The sequence below is a fragment of the Aeromonas sp. Y311-2 genome (assembly GCF_027706025.1).
GTDB classification, from domain to species: Bacteria; Pseudomonadota; Gammaproteobacteria; order Enterobacterales; family Aeromonadaceae; genus Aeromonas; species Aeromonas veronii.
Window position 1 is genome coordinate 1 of sequence record NZ_JAPDCL010000033.1, and the last position, 13,422, is coordinate 13,422.

Genomic DNA, 13,422 nt, shown 5'->3' on the forward strand with positions numbered 1-13,422 from the left:
ATGATGGTTGACCTCAAGGTGATGGCCTACTTCAAGATTAGCCTTTCAACACGTAATTGGGACAGAGCCTTTTTTATTGCTCTTCAAGCCGTTGCCTGCCTCACAGAATTCGCGTCACCGCTTACCTTTTGCATCGAATCAAGTATACTTGTGCGCGAATTTAAAGAGCCAAATTGTAAAAAGGAAATTCACGTGAATCCTATTGTAAAGTCATTCCAGTACGGTCAACACACCGTCACTCTGGAAACCGGTGTGATGGCCCGTCAAGCCACTGCGGCCGTTATGGTCAGCATGGACGATACCTGCGTATTTGTGACCGTAGTCGGCAAGAAAGAGGCCGATCACGGCCGTGATTTCTTCCCGCTGACCGTCAACTACCAGGAGCGTACCTATGCTGCTGGTCGTATCCCGGGTGGTTTCTTCCGTCGTGAAGGCCGTCCGAGCGAAGGCGAGACCCTCATCTCCCGTCTGATCGACCGTCCTATTCGTCCGCTGTTCCCGGAAGGCTTCCTCAATGAGGTTCAGGTCGTTGCGACCGTAATGTCCGTGAATCCGGCCGTATCCCCCGACATCGTTGCCATGATCGGTGCCTCTGCTGCACTGGCCATCTCCGGTATCCCGTTTGGCGGCCCGATCGGTGCTGCTCGCGTGGGTTACATGAACGGTCAGTATGTGCTGAACCCGACCACCACCGAACTGCCGCAGAGCGATCTGGATCTGGTGGTTGCCGGTACTGCCAACGCGGTACTGATGGTTGAGTCCGAAGCGGCCATCCTTTCCGAAGAAGTGATGCTGGGCGCCGTGGTATACGGTCACGAGCAGATGCAGACCGTGATCAATGCGATCAACGAGTTTGCCGCTGCCGTCGGCACCAAGCCGTGGGACTGGACTCCGCCTGCCGTCAACGAAGCTCTGAAAGCCAAGGTTGCCGAGCTGGCGAGCGCCGAACTGGGTGAAGCCTACCGCATCACCGAGAAGGCTGTTCGTTACGAAACCATCGCGGCCATCAAGGGTCGTGTGGTTGAGCAAGTTATCGCTTCCGGTGTGGAAGAAGATGCCAAGAAGATCGGCGAAGAGTTCCACAGCCTGGAAAGCCGCATCGTTCGTGGTCGCGTAGTACGTGGTGAGCCGCGTATCGATGGTCGCGATCCGGAAATGATCCGCGCCCTGAGCGTAGGTACCGGTATTCTGCCCCGTGCTCACGGCTCTGCCCTGTTCACCCGTGGTGAAACTCAGGCCATCGTGGTCGCCACTCTGGGTACCGAGCGTGATGCCCAGAACATCGACGAGCTGACCGGCAACCGTGCCGATCGCTTCATGCTGCACTACAACTTCCCGCCATACTGTGTCGGTGAGACCGGCATGATGGGTAGCCCGAAGCGTCGTGAAATCGGTCACGGCCGTCTGGCCAAGCGCGGCGTTGCTGCCGTGATGCCGAGCGCCGCCGAGTTCCCGTACGTGGTGCGCGTGGTCTCTGAAATCACCGAATCCAATGGCTCCTCCTCCATGGCGTCTGTCTGTGGTTCCTCTCTGGCGCTGATGGATGCCGGTGTGCCGATCAAGGCCTCCGTCGCCGGTATCGCCATGGGTCTGGTGAAGGAAGAAGAAGGTTTCGTCGTGCTGTCCGACATTCTGGGTGACGAAGATCACCTGGGCGACATGGACTTCAAAGTAGCCGGTACCACCGAAGGTGTGACCGCGCTGCAGATGGACATCAAGATCGAAGGCATCACCAAAGAGATCATGGAGATTGCTCTGAAGCAAGCTCGTGGCGCTCGTCTGCACATCCTGAAAGTGATGGACGAAGCTATCCAGGCTCCCCGTGCCCAGATCTCCGATTTTGCACCGCGTATTCACACCATCAAGATCAATCCTGAGAAGATCAAGGACGTGATCGGTAAGGGTGGTTCCGTGATCCGTGCGCTGACCGAAGAGACCGGCACCAACATCGAGCTGGATGATGACGGTACTGTACGTATCTCCGCCGTGGCCAACGAAGCCGCCATGGAAGCGATCCGTCGCATCGAGGCCATCACCGCCGAGATCGAAGTGAACCGCATCTATGAAGGTAAAGTTGTTCGTCTGGCCGATTTCGGTGCATTCGTCAACATTCTGCCGGGCAAAGATGGTCTGGTACACATCTCCCAGATCACCGACGCTCGCGTGCAGAACGTGGCTGACCACCTGACCATCGGTGACGTAGTCAAGGTGAAGGTACTGGAAGTGGACCGTCAGGGCCGTGTACGTCTCTCCATCAAGGAAGCGAACGCCCCGACCGAAGCTGCTGCACCTGCTGCTGACGCCGCTCCGGCCGCTGAAGAAGCGCCTGCTGCAGAGTAATCTGCTCGCCTGATACCGGATTGGTTCCGGTTGATGTAAAAAGTCCGGCTCCCCTTGGGGAGCCGGACTTTTTTATAGTCAAAACGCGCGATAAGGGATTACTTGCCGAGGATGGCGTACTGCATCTCTTGCAAGGGGAGCACATGGCGGGCGGCTCCCAGCTTGATCGCCTCCTTGGGCATGCCGAAGACCACGCAGGATGCCTCATCCTGGGCATAGGTGTTGGCACCCGCATCCAGCATTTCGCGCAATCCCCGGGCACCATCATCCCCCATGCCGGTCATGATGATGCCGGTGGCATTCTTGCCGGCATATTTGGCGACGGAGCGAAACAGCACATCCACCGAGGGGCGATGGCGGTTGATAAGCGGCCCGTCGACCACCTCGACGTGATAGTAGGCACCGCTGCGTTTGAGCAGCATATGCTTGCCTCCGGGGGCAATCAGTGCCAGCCCCGGGATCACCCGGTCATTGTTCCTCGCCTCCCGCACTTCTATCTGGCAGACCCCGTTCAACCGCTCGGCAAACATGGCGGTAAATTTCTCCGGCATGTGCTGCACGATGACGATGCCGGGGCTGACCCGGGGCAAGGCTGTCAGCACGGCTTCCAGCGCCTGGGTGCCGCCGGTCGAGGTGCCGATGGCGATGAGCCGCTCGGTGGTTTGTGCCATGGCGTGCTGGTTGGGCGCCAGCATGGCATCCGCGTTGAGCTTGGTGCTGACTGGTACAGAGGAGGGCTTGCCCACGCGCTTGAGGTTGGCCTGGGCCGCAGCACGTACCGCCATAGCCAGGTCGTGGGCAGATTCTTGCAGAAAGCTTTTTATCCCCATGGTCGGCTTGGTGATGATGTCCACCGCGCCGGCAGCCATTGCCTGCAAGGTTGTCTCGGCCCCCTTTTCGGTGAGGGAGGAGCAGATCACCACCGGGGTTGGATGCTCTGCCATGATCTTGGTGAGAAAGGTGATGCCATCCATACGGGGCATCTCCACATCGAGCACGATGACGTCAGGCCACTCTTTCTTCAGTTTTTCCTGGGCAAACAGGGGATCCGATGCTGTGGCGATCACCCGGATATCGGGCTCCTGCTCCAGCACCGCTTGCAATACCTGTCTGACCACGGCGGAATCATCCACCAGCATGACCCGGATCTGCTTCATTCTCGCGACTCCCGTTGATGTGGCAGACGATGATGGCGGAGCCAGACACTGCCGTTGCTGAGCTCAAAGAGCAAGCTTCGGTGGCCGCTATGGCCAAGATGATGAGCCTTGATATCAAGGCCAAGGTGTCGGGTCAGCTGCCAGGCTGCCTGAATATTTTTGGCGGCGACATTGTTGTCGCTCTGTGCGTATTGAGGCTCGGTAAACATGTTGCCACCCCCGAACAACTTGGCCTCATATTCATGGATAGGGGCGGGATAGTGACTGGCCGCTTGCAGCAGCAAGGCGAGGGCCTCATCGGCATAGCGCCCATCCAGCTTGGTAGAGGGATTGCGCCGACTTGGCAGCATGTAGTGACACATTCCTCCCTGTTTCTGCTCCGGATGCCACAAGGTGATGGCAATACAGGAGCCCAGTACGGTTCTGACCACCACATCCTCCTTGCCAAAAAAGAGCTCTCCCGGTTGCAGGATCACCTCCCGAGTCATGACTTATCTCTTCTGATAGATGGAAGGCGAGACAAGCTGCAGGCCGTGGCGCAGGCCATGCAGGCTCTCGGCGTGGCTCACCAGCAGGTAGCCACCGGGTTTGAGTCTGGGTACCAGCCGCTGCAATACTTGCCCTTTGGTCTCCTTGTTGAAGTAGATCATCACGTTTCTGATGAAGATGACGTCAAACATGCCGATGTCCGGCAGATCCTGATTGAGGTTGATCTGCATGAACTGCACCTTGTCCCGCAACTTGCGATCGATGATGAAGATGCCCTCCTGCAGGCCCACACCCTTGAGGCAATATTTCATCAAAAAGGGCAGTGGAATATTTTGCGCCCGCTCGATGGGGTAGCGACCGCTCATCGCCTGTTCCAGCACCCGGGACGAGATATCGGAGGCCAGGATCTCCCAGTTGAAGGTACTGCGTTTTTCCGCGAGGGTCATGGCCAGACTGTAGGGCTCCTCGCCGGATGAGCTGGCAGCGCTCCAGACCCGCAATGGTTGCTCGGGCGGGAGCGCTGAGACTATCTCCCGTGTCAGAAACTCGAAGTGTTTGGGCTCCCTGAAAAAGTAGGTTTCGTTGGTGGTAAGGAGATCGAGCGCCAGCTGCAGTTCGCTGCTGCGATCGTTCATGATGAGCTGGAAGTAGTCGTCATAACTATCCAGCTCATAGTGGCAGAGTCGCTTCGCCAGGCGGCTGGCTACCAGCGCCTTCTTGGCCGGAGACAGCTCTATCCCCGCCGTTTGATGAAGCCAGCGTTGGAAACGGGAGAACTCATCATCATGCAGCTGGGTTTGATACAAAAAACTGTTCCTCTAACTGTGTTGTCGGAGATGGGAGAGGCAACGCCTCTCCCGTGACTAGAACCGGACAAAATCGCCATCGCCGATGGGGCGTTGCACTGTGGCGGCTCGTTCCCGACTGTTGGCAGTGCTCTCGTTCATAAAGCGACCTCGGGTATTGGGGTGAAGATGCGAGCTGGCTGCTTTACCTTCTTTGGCGTGGGCCTCCAAGGTAAAGAACTCCATGGCCAGTTGCAGCTGTTCAGCCTGGCTGCTCATCTCTTCTGCTGTGGCAGCCAGCTCTTCGCTGCAAGAAGCGTTCTGCTGGGTAACCTGACTCAGCTGGTTCATGGCCTGGTTGATCTGGCTGACACCGGTGGATTGCTCAACCGAAGCGGCACTGATCTCCTGCACCAGATCCGAGGTCTTGTTGATTGAAGGAACCATCTGATCCAACAAACGACCTGCTTTTTCCGCCATCTCGACACTGCTGGAGGCCAGCTCGCCAATCTCCTGTGCTGCAACCTGGCTGCGTTCGGCCAGTTTGCGCACCTCCGCCGCCACTACGGCAAAGCCTTTGCCGTGATCGCCTGCCCGCGCCGCTTCGATAGCTGCGTTGAGAGCCAACAGATTGGTTTGGTAGGCGATGTCATCGATGATGCCAATCCGTCTGGCGATCTGCTTCATGGCATCCACAGTCAGTTTGACCGCTTCTCCTCCCTCTACGGCCTCTTTGGCTGCCTTGCTGGCCATGCCATCGGTGACCTGGGCATTGTCGGTATTCTGGTTGATGCTGGCGCTCATCTGTTCGATGGAGGCGCTGGTCTCCTCCATGCTGGAGGCCTGTTCACTGCTAGATTGGCTGATCGACTGGGCGGTCGCGCTTACCTGCTCGGCGGCACTGGAGAGGTTGTCAGAGGCGCCGCGCACTTCGGTGACGATGTTGGTGAGCGAAGCGATGGTCTTGTTGAGCGCATCCTTGGTGGTGCCAAACACACCGGGGTAGTCCGCCTCAATCTGTTGGGTCAGATCCCCTTTTGCCAAACATTGCACGACCCGGATGACGTCGTTGAGGGTGCTGTCGATCACTTCTGCAATCTGGTTGATCCCTTCTCCCATCGCCTGAAAGAAGCCGCTCTTGCCAGCAAGTTCCATCCTGCGGTGCAGCTCGCCATTAATCACGGCCTGCACAATGTCGGACATCTCTTTCTCTATCATCACTTCCTTGGTTCTGTCGGCCCATTCGACCACGGATCCCAACCGTTCTCCGGTATCGTTGAAGACCGGATTGGCGATCAGGGAGAAGGTGCGCCCCCCCAGCTGTATCTGGGTGCGGTAGGTGCTGTTGAGTTTGGCCAGCATGGCGCGCTGATGGCCGGGATTTTTATGAAAGCTGTCGATGTTGGCGCCCATCAGCTGATTGGCGTTGAAGCTGTAGAGCTCTTTCTTGATGTCGGTCTCAGCCTGATTGAGCATGCCGGTCACTGCCTCGTTCATATAGATAATGTCGAGGTTGGTATCGGCAATCATCACGTTGGTACTGGCGCAGTCGAGGGCTTTGCGAACCAATTGGTTCTCATGGAGCAGTACCTGGTTCTTTTTAATGTCGTTGCGGCTCTGTTCCAGCTTGTCACTGAGCAAGGTGACCACCTCGTTGATGGCATGTCCTACTTCACGCAAGGGGCTATCCATACCGGAAAGATCGAGTGGTGCTGGAACCTGCTCTGCCAAGACTGCGTGTTGCAGCTGGCCGATTGCGTCGAGTAACTGGGTCCGCTGCCTCACTTCGGTGGCATTGTCTCCGAAGAGTTTTCCTAAGAGTGATTGGGTCATGAGCGTTTCCTTATGCTGCATGTCGTGGAGTATGGAGGCCTTTTCAGGAGGGTTGCAGGTTGCCTTGTGGCAACCTTGCCTGTGGCTGGGCCAGTTCGTTGAGTTGAGCCATCTCATCGAGTGACAACACTTTCCCGGTATCGATGAGGATGACGAATTTGCCGTTGACCTTGCCCATGCCGCTGATGAAATCGGCCCGGATGCGGGCACCAAAACTGGGTGGGGGCTCGATATCTGCTTGTGGGATACCCAGTACTTCCGATACGGAATCCACCACAACGCCAATATCCTGACCTAAAGGTTCATCGCCCTGCGGGGCCACCCCCTCAATAATGACGATGCAACTGCGGCGAGTGATGACCGAAGGTGCATTGCCAAAGCGGGCATTCAAGTCTACGACCGACACTACCGCTCCTCTGAGGTTGATTACGCCGCGAATAAAACCCGGCATCATCGGAACCGGAGTGATATTGCCGTATTCGATGATCTCTTTGACCCCCAGAATATTGATGGCGAACATCTCGTTGTTGATCAGAAATGTCAGGTACTGGGCATCGCCACTGCTCTCGTCAGCGGCCGCTGATGGCACCGTGATGTCGGTGGATGTATGCATGGTCGCCTCCGGTTAAAAGCGGACAAAATCCGCGTCATCAATGGAATGGGATGATGGTTGATTGGGCTGGCTGGCCCGTTGTGGGGGGGCGATGAAACTGCCTCTGGGAGGCATGCCCTTGTGGCCGGTTTCATGGGGCCTGATGTTGAGCTGCGCACTTTTCTCCAGAGCAAAAAAGGCCATGGTTTGCTGCAGTTCGCTGGCTTGCGAGCTCATCTCTTCGGCTGTGGCTGCCAGCTCCTCGCTGCCGGCCGCATTCTGCTGTGTTACTTGGTTAAGCTGGTTCATGGCCAGACTGATCTGGTTGGCAGCACTGGCCTGCTCGCCTGAGGCAGCATTGATCTCTTGTACCAGATCAGAGGTTTTGCGAATGGAGGGGACGATCCTCTCCAGCAGGTTGCCAGCCCGCTCTGCCTTGCTGACGCTGTCGGAAGAGAGTTCACCAATCTCCTGCGCTGCGATCTGGCTGCGCTCTGCCAGTTTTCTTACCTCGGCAGCAACCACCGCGAAGCCTTTGCCATGCTCTCCGGCGCGAGCCGCCTCGATGGCGGCGTTTAGGGCAAGCAGGTTGGTCTGGTAGGCAATGTCGTCGATGATGCTGACTTTCTTGGCGATTTGCTGCATGGCGGTCACCGTCTGTTGAACGGATTGGCCCCCTTCGGTTGCCTCCAGCACCGAGTTGCTGGCCATGCTGTCGGTGATCTTGGCGTTCTCGGTGTTCTGATTGATGCTGGCGCTCATCTGCTCGATAGAGGCGCTGGTCTCTTCAACGCTGGCTGCTTGCTCGCTGGTGGCCTGGCTCAATGCCTGCGCCGTATTGCTCACCTGATTGGAGGCATTGGTCAGGTTGTCGGCGGCGTTGCGTACCTCTTCGATGATATTGGTCAGCGCAGTGATGGTCCGGTTGAGGCCGTCTTTGGTCTGGCCAAAAATACCTGGGTAGGGCTCATCGATCCGTTGGGTCAGATCCCCTTTGGAGAGCGCGGTGGCGATGCGCATCACATCTTCCAGGCTGGTATCTGTCACATGGGAGAGGCGATTCAGCAGCTCGGATACCCGCTTGATATATCCTTGACGATCCTCCAGCGCAATCTTGTGGCTGAAGTCGCCCTGTTCGACAGCGGCGGTGACCAGCGTTTCGATATCCGTGATCAAGGCTCCCAGTTTCTTGACCATGTTATCCATCGCCATCAAGAGCTGACCCGCTTCATCGTTGGACTCTATCTGGATCGATACATCTAGATTGCCATCGGCCAGACTATTGGCCACGCGCAGAGCCTGTTCGATGGGGGTGATGATGCTTTTGATTAGCAGGGTGCCAAACCAGGCTGCGAGTGCGATGCCGACCGCGATAACCACCGCCATGGTTATCAGCATCACGTCATACCAAGATTGCGCTGCGGTATATTCCGACTTGGCCACATTGAGCTGCAGGTTGACCAGCTCGGTGATTTTGTTGCCTATAGGGTCGATGGAGCCATAGAGGGCACCGTCAAAATTGTTCAGCATGCCAGTAATCATGCCGTGCTGGGTGGCGAGGTATTTCTCCAGCTTGCCAATATCGGTATCGGCCGCGTTGAACAGGGTTGTCGCCTCGGCTGACAAACGCTGTTCATCTGGTGTGAGAGTGGTGGACTGGTAGTGATGCCACTCGTTTTTGATTGTCTGCTGGGCCTGTTGTATCTGCTTCAAAGCCTCTTCTGCCGGGATCAGCCCCGCATTGGCCTTGTTGAGGTTGTCGATGATCGAGACGGCATAGCTGTCGGAGATGGTCTTCAGCTGCTTGAGGGGAACCACCCTGTCGTTGTAAACGCGCTGCAACCCGGTATTGCTGCTCTGCATGTTGTATAACCCGAGGCTGCCAACGGCCAGCAGCAGTAGGCAGAGCATGCAGAGCAGTACAATAAGACGCAATTTGATGGTGGAATTTTTTAACATGATGGTCCCCTCAGTTGATGCTGGATTGAGGCAGGTTGCGCGACACTGTCAACCTGTTGAGCTGACAGGATTCCTGAGTTATTGCGTGCTGGATCAGCGAAGGAATGTCGAGGATCAGGGCGACCTCTCCCCCCCCCAGAATGGTTGAGCCACTGATGCCCTGCAGGCGCTGGAACAATTTTCCCAACGGTTTGATGACGGTCTGGAATTCTCCCAGCAGTTCATCCACCACCAGTCCGGATTTTTTGCCTGCGTGGCTGACCACGACAATGTTCTCGCGCCGCCCCTTGCTGCCATTGGTATCGAAGTAGTGTTGCAGGCGGATAAAGGGCAGCACCTCGCCACGCAAATTGATGTAATTGCGACCCTGGGTGTCGGACAGTGCACTCTGGGTCAATTCAACGCACTCGATCACCATATCGAGGGGAATGACGTAGTGGGTATCGCAGACTCGCACCAGGAAGCCGTCGATGATGGCAAGGGTAAGCGGCAGGCGGATCTGCACACGGGTTCCTTTTCCCGGGATGCTGTCCAGATCGACCGTGCCACGTAGGGCAGTGATGTTGCGTTTGACGACATCCATGCCAACCCCGCGACCGGAGAGGTTGGTTATCGCCTCGGCGGTAGAGAACCCCGGCTCGAAGATCAGGTTGTATATCTCCTGATCCGTCAGCGTGGTGGTTGGGTTGATCAGACCGCGCTCGATGGCTTTTTGCTGGATCCTGGCTTTGTTGAGACCTGCACCGTCATCCCGAATTTCGATGACGATACTGTTGGAGTCGTGATAGGCATTGAGATTCAGGGTGCCACGGGGGGGTTTTCCTGCCAGCAGCCGTTGCTCTGCCGATTCAATGCCATGATCCATCGAGTTTCTGACCAGATGCATCAGCGGATCGCCGATCTTCTCTACCACCGACTTGTCCAGTTCAGTCTCGGCTCCGGAGATCACCAGAGTGATATCCTTGTTCAGTTCCTGACTGACATCGCGCACCACCCGCTGGAAGCGGTTGAAGGTATCGCCGATAGGCACCATGCGCAGGCGCAGTGCACTGTCGCGGATCTCTTCCACCAGCATGGCAATGACCGAGGTGGCTTCCTGCAGTTGGCTTTCGCGGGTGCGTTGGGCCAGCAGATTGGCTCCTGAACTGGCGACTACCAACTCCCCGACCAGATTGATTAGATCGTCCAGCTTGTCGGCATGCACCCTGACGTAACGGCCCTCTTTGCTCTTGCTCTCCTTGGTCTGGTTCTGTTTTTTCAGGGCGGCATCGACGACGGCTTCGTTGACAGCACCCTGCGCAATCAGGATCTCCCCGAGTTTGGGCGCTTGTTCTGCCGGGGTCGCTTGTTGTGCCTGCAGACCGCTGGCTAACTCCTCTGCGGTGAGGGCGCCGGTGTTGACCAACAACTGCCCCAGCATGGCGCTATCTTCCGGCAGCGACTCGATCAGGTTGATGAACTCGGCGATCTTGCTGTGGGGTGGCAAGATGGTGATCTGGCAGTCATCTCTGACAAATTCAAAGACATCGCTGATGGCCGCCTTGTCTGCCTGCGAGTCGAAGTCTATCTCGTAGCCGAGGTAGCAATTCTCCGGATCGAACTGTTCCCAATCCGGTAGCGCCTGATGGATTGTCTCCACTGAACATATGGTTCCGAGGGTGCCGAGATAGCGCAGAAATGCGGCCGGATCCATGCCATTGCGCAGCACATCGGGGCCAAAACGCAGGGAGATATGCCACAGGGAGGCGGAGCTGGTAATTCCTCCCTCTTTTTCGATCTTGGGTTCCGGCGTATGTACAGTATCTGGCAGCGTGGCATGGGGGACGCACTGATGACGGGTGAGGGTGAGCCTCAGCCGTTCATCCTGGTTGGCATCGCTATCGCTTAACGTGCTGCCCTGTTCTGCAACGACACTGATGAGCGTCTGGATGTGGTCACAGCTCTCCAGCAGATCCTTGATCAGAGGAGAGGTGACGGTGAGCTGCTGATTGCGGATCTGGTCGAGCAGATCCTCGACGATATGGGTAAACCCGACGATTGGTTGCAGACCAAACAGGCCAGCTGACCCCTTGATGGTATGAGCAGCACGGAAGATGGCACCAATCAGCTCGCTATTGTCAGGGTCAGATTCCAGTGATAGAAGGGCTGACTCCATCTCTTCAAGCAACTCGCGTGCCTCGGCGATATAGGTTTGTAAAGCCTGATCAAGATCGATGCTCACGGTGACTCCTTGTCATGGTGGCTCAGGGCCGTTCGCCATGGGTGATGAGGGTGGGGTCGCCAAAAAAGGCCGAGAGCTGGCAGAGCTCCAGCAGTTCAAGCACAACATGGCTGTGCCAGACCAGTGCCAGGGAGGAGCCTTGCTGCAGAGCGGTTTTCTTCGCTGCCAGCAGCAATTGCAGCCCGGCGCTGTCTATCTCGGATACCGCTGCCAGATTCAGCTCCAGTTCGTTCCCCTGATGCAATAAGGGTGAGAGAGCATCTTTCAGCTCGCTGACTGTATAAATGGTGATCTCGTCCGGCATGGTCACCACTACCTTGTTGTCGAGTAGCTCACTCTGTAGTTGCATGATGCGCTCCGGATCACGGCATGATGAGCTTGGCGACTGCGGCCAGCATCTGTTCGGGCTGGAAGGGTTTGACCACCCAGGCTTTGGCTCCTGCGGCTTGTCCCTCCTGCTTCTTGCTGTCCTGAGACTCGGTGGTCAGCATGATGACAGGGGTAAATTTGTAGTTGGCCAGCTTTTTGGCCTCTTTGACGAAGGTGATGCCATCCATGTTCGGCATGTTGACGTCACTGATGATCAGGTTGATCTTCTTGCCATCTAGTTTGTTGAGCGCATCTTTGCCGTCAGAGGCTTCCATGACCTCATAACCGGCTCCCTTGAGGGTCATGCCCACGACTTGGCGAATAGTTGCCGAGTCATCCACGATCAGGATCGTTTTGCCCATATCTCTCTCCTAGAAAAATGTGATGTCGGCGCTGCTTGGTTGCGCGTTGACTGTACGGGTGGTGCGACCATGGTGAATATTGCGCTGTTCGTCGGTGGCGTATGAGAGCTCCATCTCTGCCAGCCAGCGATTGGCATCGATCTGGATTGGCCCTGTCGCATTGCTGCTCTGCTCCGAAGCAACCAGATGGCTGGAGAGGCTCTCCATGTTTTGTCTGACGTGGCTGAGGATCTGGCTGACTCTGTCTTGAAATTGCAGCGAGACAATGACGCTGGAGATTTCGCGATGGATATCGGTGCTCTCGTTTTGCAGCAGGGAGGCGGATTCCGCCAGGCTGTCAGTGGCATGGCGAAAACGGGCCAGTACCTGTTCAATTGTCTGCTCCGAATTGAGCGCTGAGGCGTGATCCCGTGCGGCAGCATTTTCGGCAATCTGGAAGGCGCGACCGATAGCAGTATTGATGGTGTCTACCTTGTCGGTCATCTTCTGGGCGGTTTCGCTGGAGAGGCGGGAGAGGTTGCGCACTTCATCAGCTACCACAGCAAAGCCACGACCAGCTTCCCCAGCGCGGGCCGCTTCAATGGCGGCGTTGAGGGCCAGCAGGTTGGTCTGGGAGGCGATTTTGGCCACATCCATGGCCATGGTGTTGAGCTCTATGGTGTAGGTGGTCAGGCTTTTTATCTCACCCAGCATGGCGTCCCGATTGGCCTGGGCGGAGTGCAGGATGGCCACTACCTCATTGAGTTGCTGCTGGCTCTCGCTCAAGACTCCTGCCATGCCACGGGAATTGGCATCACCCAGTTCTCCGGCTGCCAGATGAGAAGCATTGACTGCTTCCTCCAGCTTGTTGGCCAAGCCGCTGAAGCGTTGAGTCAGGTCAATCATCGCGGCTTCTGTTTGTTGACGAGAGTTTTCAATCTGCTGGGACCAGATGGGGAGTGCCTTCTCGCACACCTGTTCGAGCCCGATGATGGAGTGGGCGAGAGGATCGGTCGCGACTGTTTGTTCCTCTCCTGCACGATGTCGGAGTGTGTGCTGGTGGAAGTGACTCGATGTCCAGAGCGCGGCGGCAATAGCAACCAGCACATTGAGCAGCAGGTAGAGAGGTGACAGCGCATCGGCGAGCTGCAGCAACAGGCAGCTCAGCAGAGCAAGCCCGATGCAGCAAATCCAGCAAACCGGTTCCCAAAGCGGTGTGTTCACGCCACTTTTGTGTTGTGCCATACGTAGCTTATCCCTGTGCAATTATTTGGTAAGAGGTAAAGGCGCGGGACCGAAACAGTCATGGTGCCCCTTGACGCTCTTTTCTTTATTT

General features: G+C 56.7%; 11 protein-coding genes. 1 reads left to right on the top strand and 10 read right to left on the bottom strand.

Annotation, left to right across the window (positions count from 1 at the left end; all coding sequences use genetic code 11):
• Positions 1-192: 192 nt before the first annotated feature.
• A complete protein-coding gene (gene pnp, locus OKC42_RS20985) occupies positions 193-2,340 on the top strand; it encodes a polyribonucleotide nucleotidyltransferase (RefSeq protein ID WP_005338796.1) in 2,148 nt (715 codons plus the stop codon).
• A 98-nt stretch (positions 2,341-2,438) separates the two neighbouring features.
• Here the strand turns inward: pnp and OKC42_RS20990 are convergent, their stop codons facing one another.
• Genes OKC42_RS20990 through OKC42_RS22710 form a run of 10 tightly spaced genes read right to left on the bottom strand, consistent with a single transcriptional unit; the run spans position 2,439 to position 13,331 of the window.
• The gene (locus OKC42_RS20990) at positions 2,439-3,497 is read right to left on the bottom strand and encodes a protein-glutamate methylesterase/protein-glutamine glutaminase (protein WP_005338795.1); all 1,059 of its coding nucleotides are present in this window, start codon (positions 3,495-3,497) and stop codon (positions 2,439-2,441) included.
• Complete coding sequence (gene cheD, locus OKC42_RS20995; RefSeq protein ID WP_005349556.1) at positions 3,494-3,985, bottom strand: chemoreceptor glutamine deamidase CheD; 492 nt, start codon at positions 3,983-3,985, stop codon at positions 3,494-3,496. The genes OKC42_RS20990 and cheD overlap by 4 nt, the downstream gene beginning before the upstream one ends.
• Positions 3,986-3,988: 3 nt before the next feature.
• A complete protein-coding gene (locus OKC42_RS21000; RefSeq protein ID WP_151286994.1) occupies positions 3,989-4,792 on the bottom strand; it encodes a CheR family methyltransferase in 804 nt (267 codons plus the stop codon).
• A 57-nt stretch (positions 4,793-4,849) separates the two neighbouring features.
• Entirely contained in the window at positions 4,850-6,604 is a 1,755-nt protein-coding gene (locus OKC42_RS21005; RefSeq protein WP_231719469.1) for a methyl-accepting chemotaxis protein, read from the bottom strand.
• Between the two features lie 43 nt (positions 6,605-6,647).
• Positions 6,648-7,217, bottom strand: coding sequence for a chemotaxis protein CheW (locus tag OKC42_RS21010; protein ID WP_110303373.1), 570 nt, complete (start codon positions 7,215-7,217; stop codon positions 6,648-6,650).
• A gap of 12 nt (positions 7,218-7,229) precedes the next feature.
• Complete coding sequence (locus tag OKC42_RS21015) at positions 7,230-9,155, bottom strand: HAMP domain-containing methyl-accepting chemotaxis protein (RefSeq protein WP_270820825.1); 1,926 nt, start codon at positions 9,153-9,155, stop codon at positions 7,230-7,232.
• Between the two features lie 10 nt (positions 9,156-9,165).
• Positions 9,166-11,376, bottom strand: a complete 2,211-nt coding sequence (locus OKC42_RS21020) for a chemotaxis protein CheA (RefSeq protein ID WP_270820827.1) — start codon at positions 11,374-11,376, stop codon at positions 9,166-9,168.
• A 22-nt stretch (positions 11,377-11,398) separates the two neighbouring features.
• Positions 11,399-11,725 carry an STAS domain-containing protein gene (locus tag OKC42_RS21025; protein WP_005358513.1) on the bottom strand — a complete coding sequence of 109 codons (327 nt, stop codon included), beginning with the start codon at positions 11,723-11,725 and terminating at the stop codon, positions 11,399-11,401.
• Positions 11,726-11,738: 13 nt separating this feature from the next.
• Positions 11,739-12,107 carry a response regulator gene (locus OKC42_RS21030; RefSeq protein ID WP_005338778.1) on the bottom strand — a complete coding sequence of 123 codons (369 nt, stop codon included), beginning with the start codon at positions 12,105-12,107 and terminating at the stop codon, positions 11,739-11,741.
• Between the two features lie 9 nt (positions 12,108-12,116).
• Entirely contained in the window at positions 12,117-13,331 is a 1,215-nt protein-coding gene (locus OKC42_RS22710; RefSeq protein ID WP_333563378.1) for a methyl-accepting chemotaxis protein, read from the bottom strand.
• Positions 13,332-13,422 lie beyond the last annotated feature (91 nt).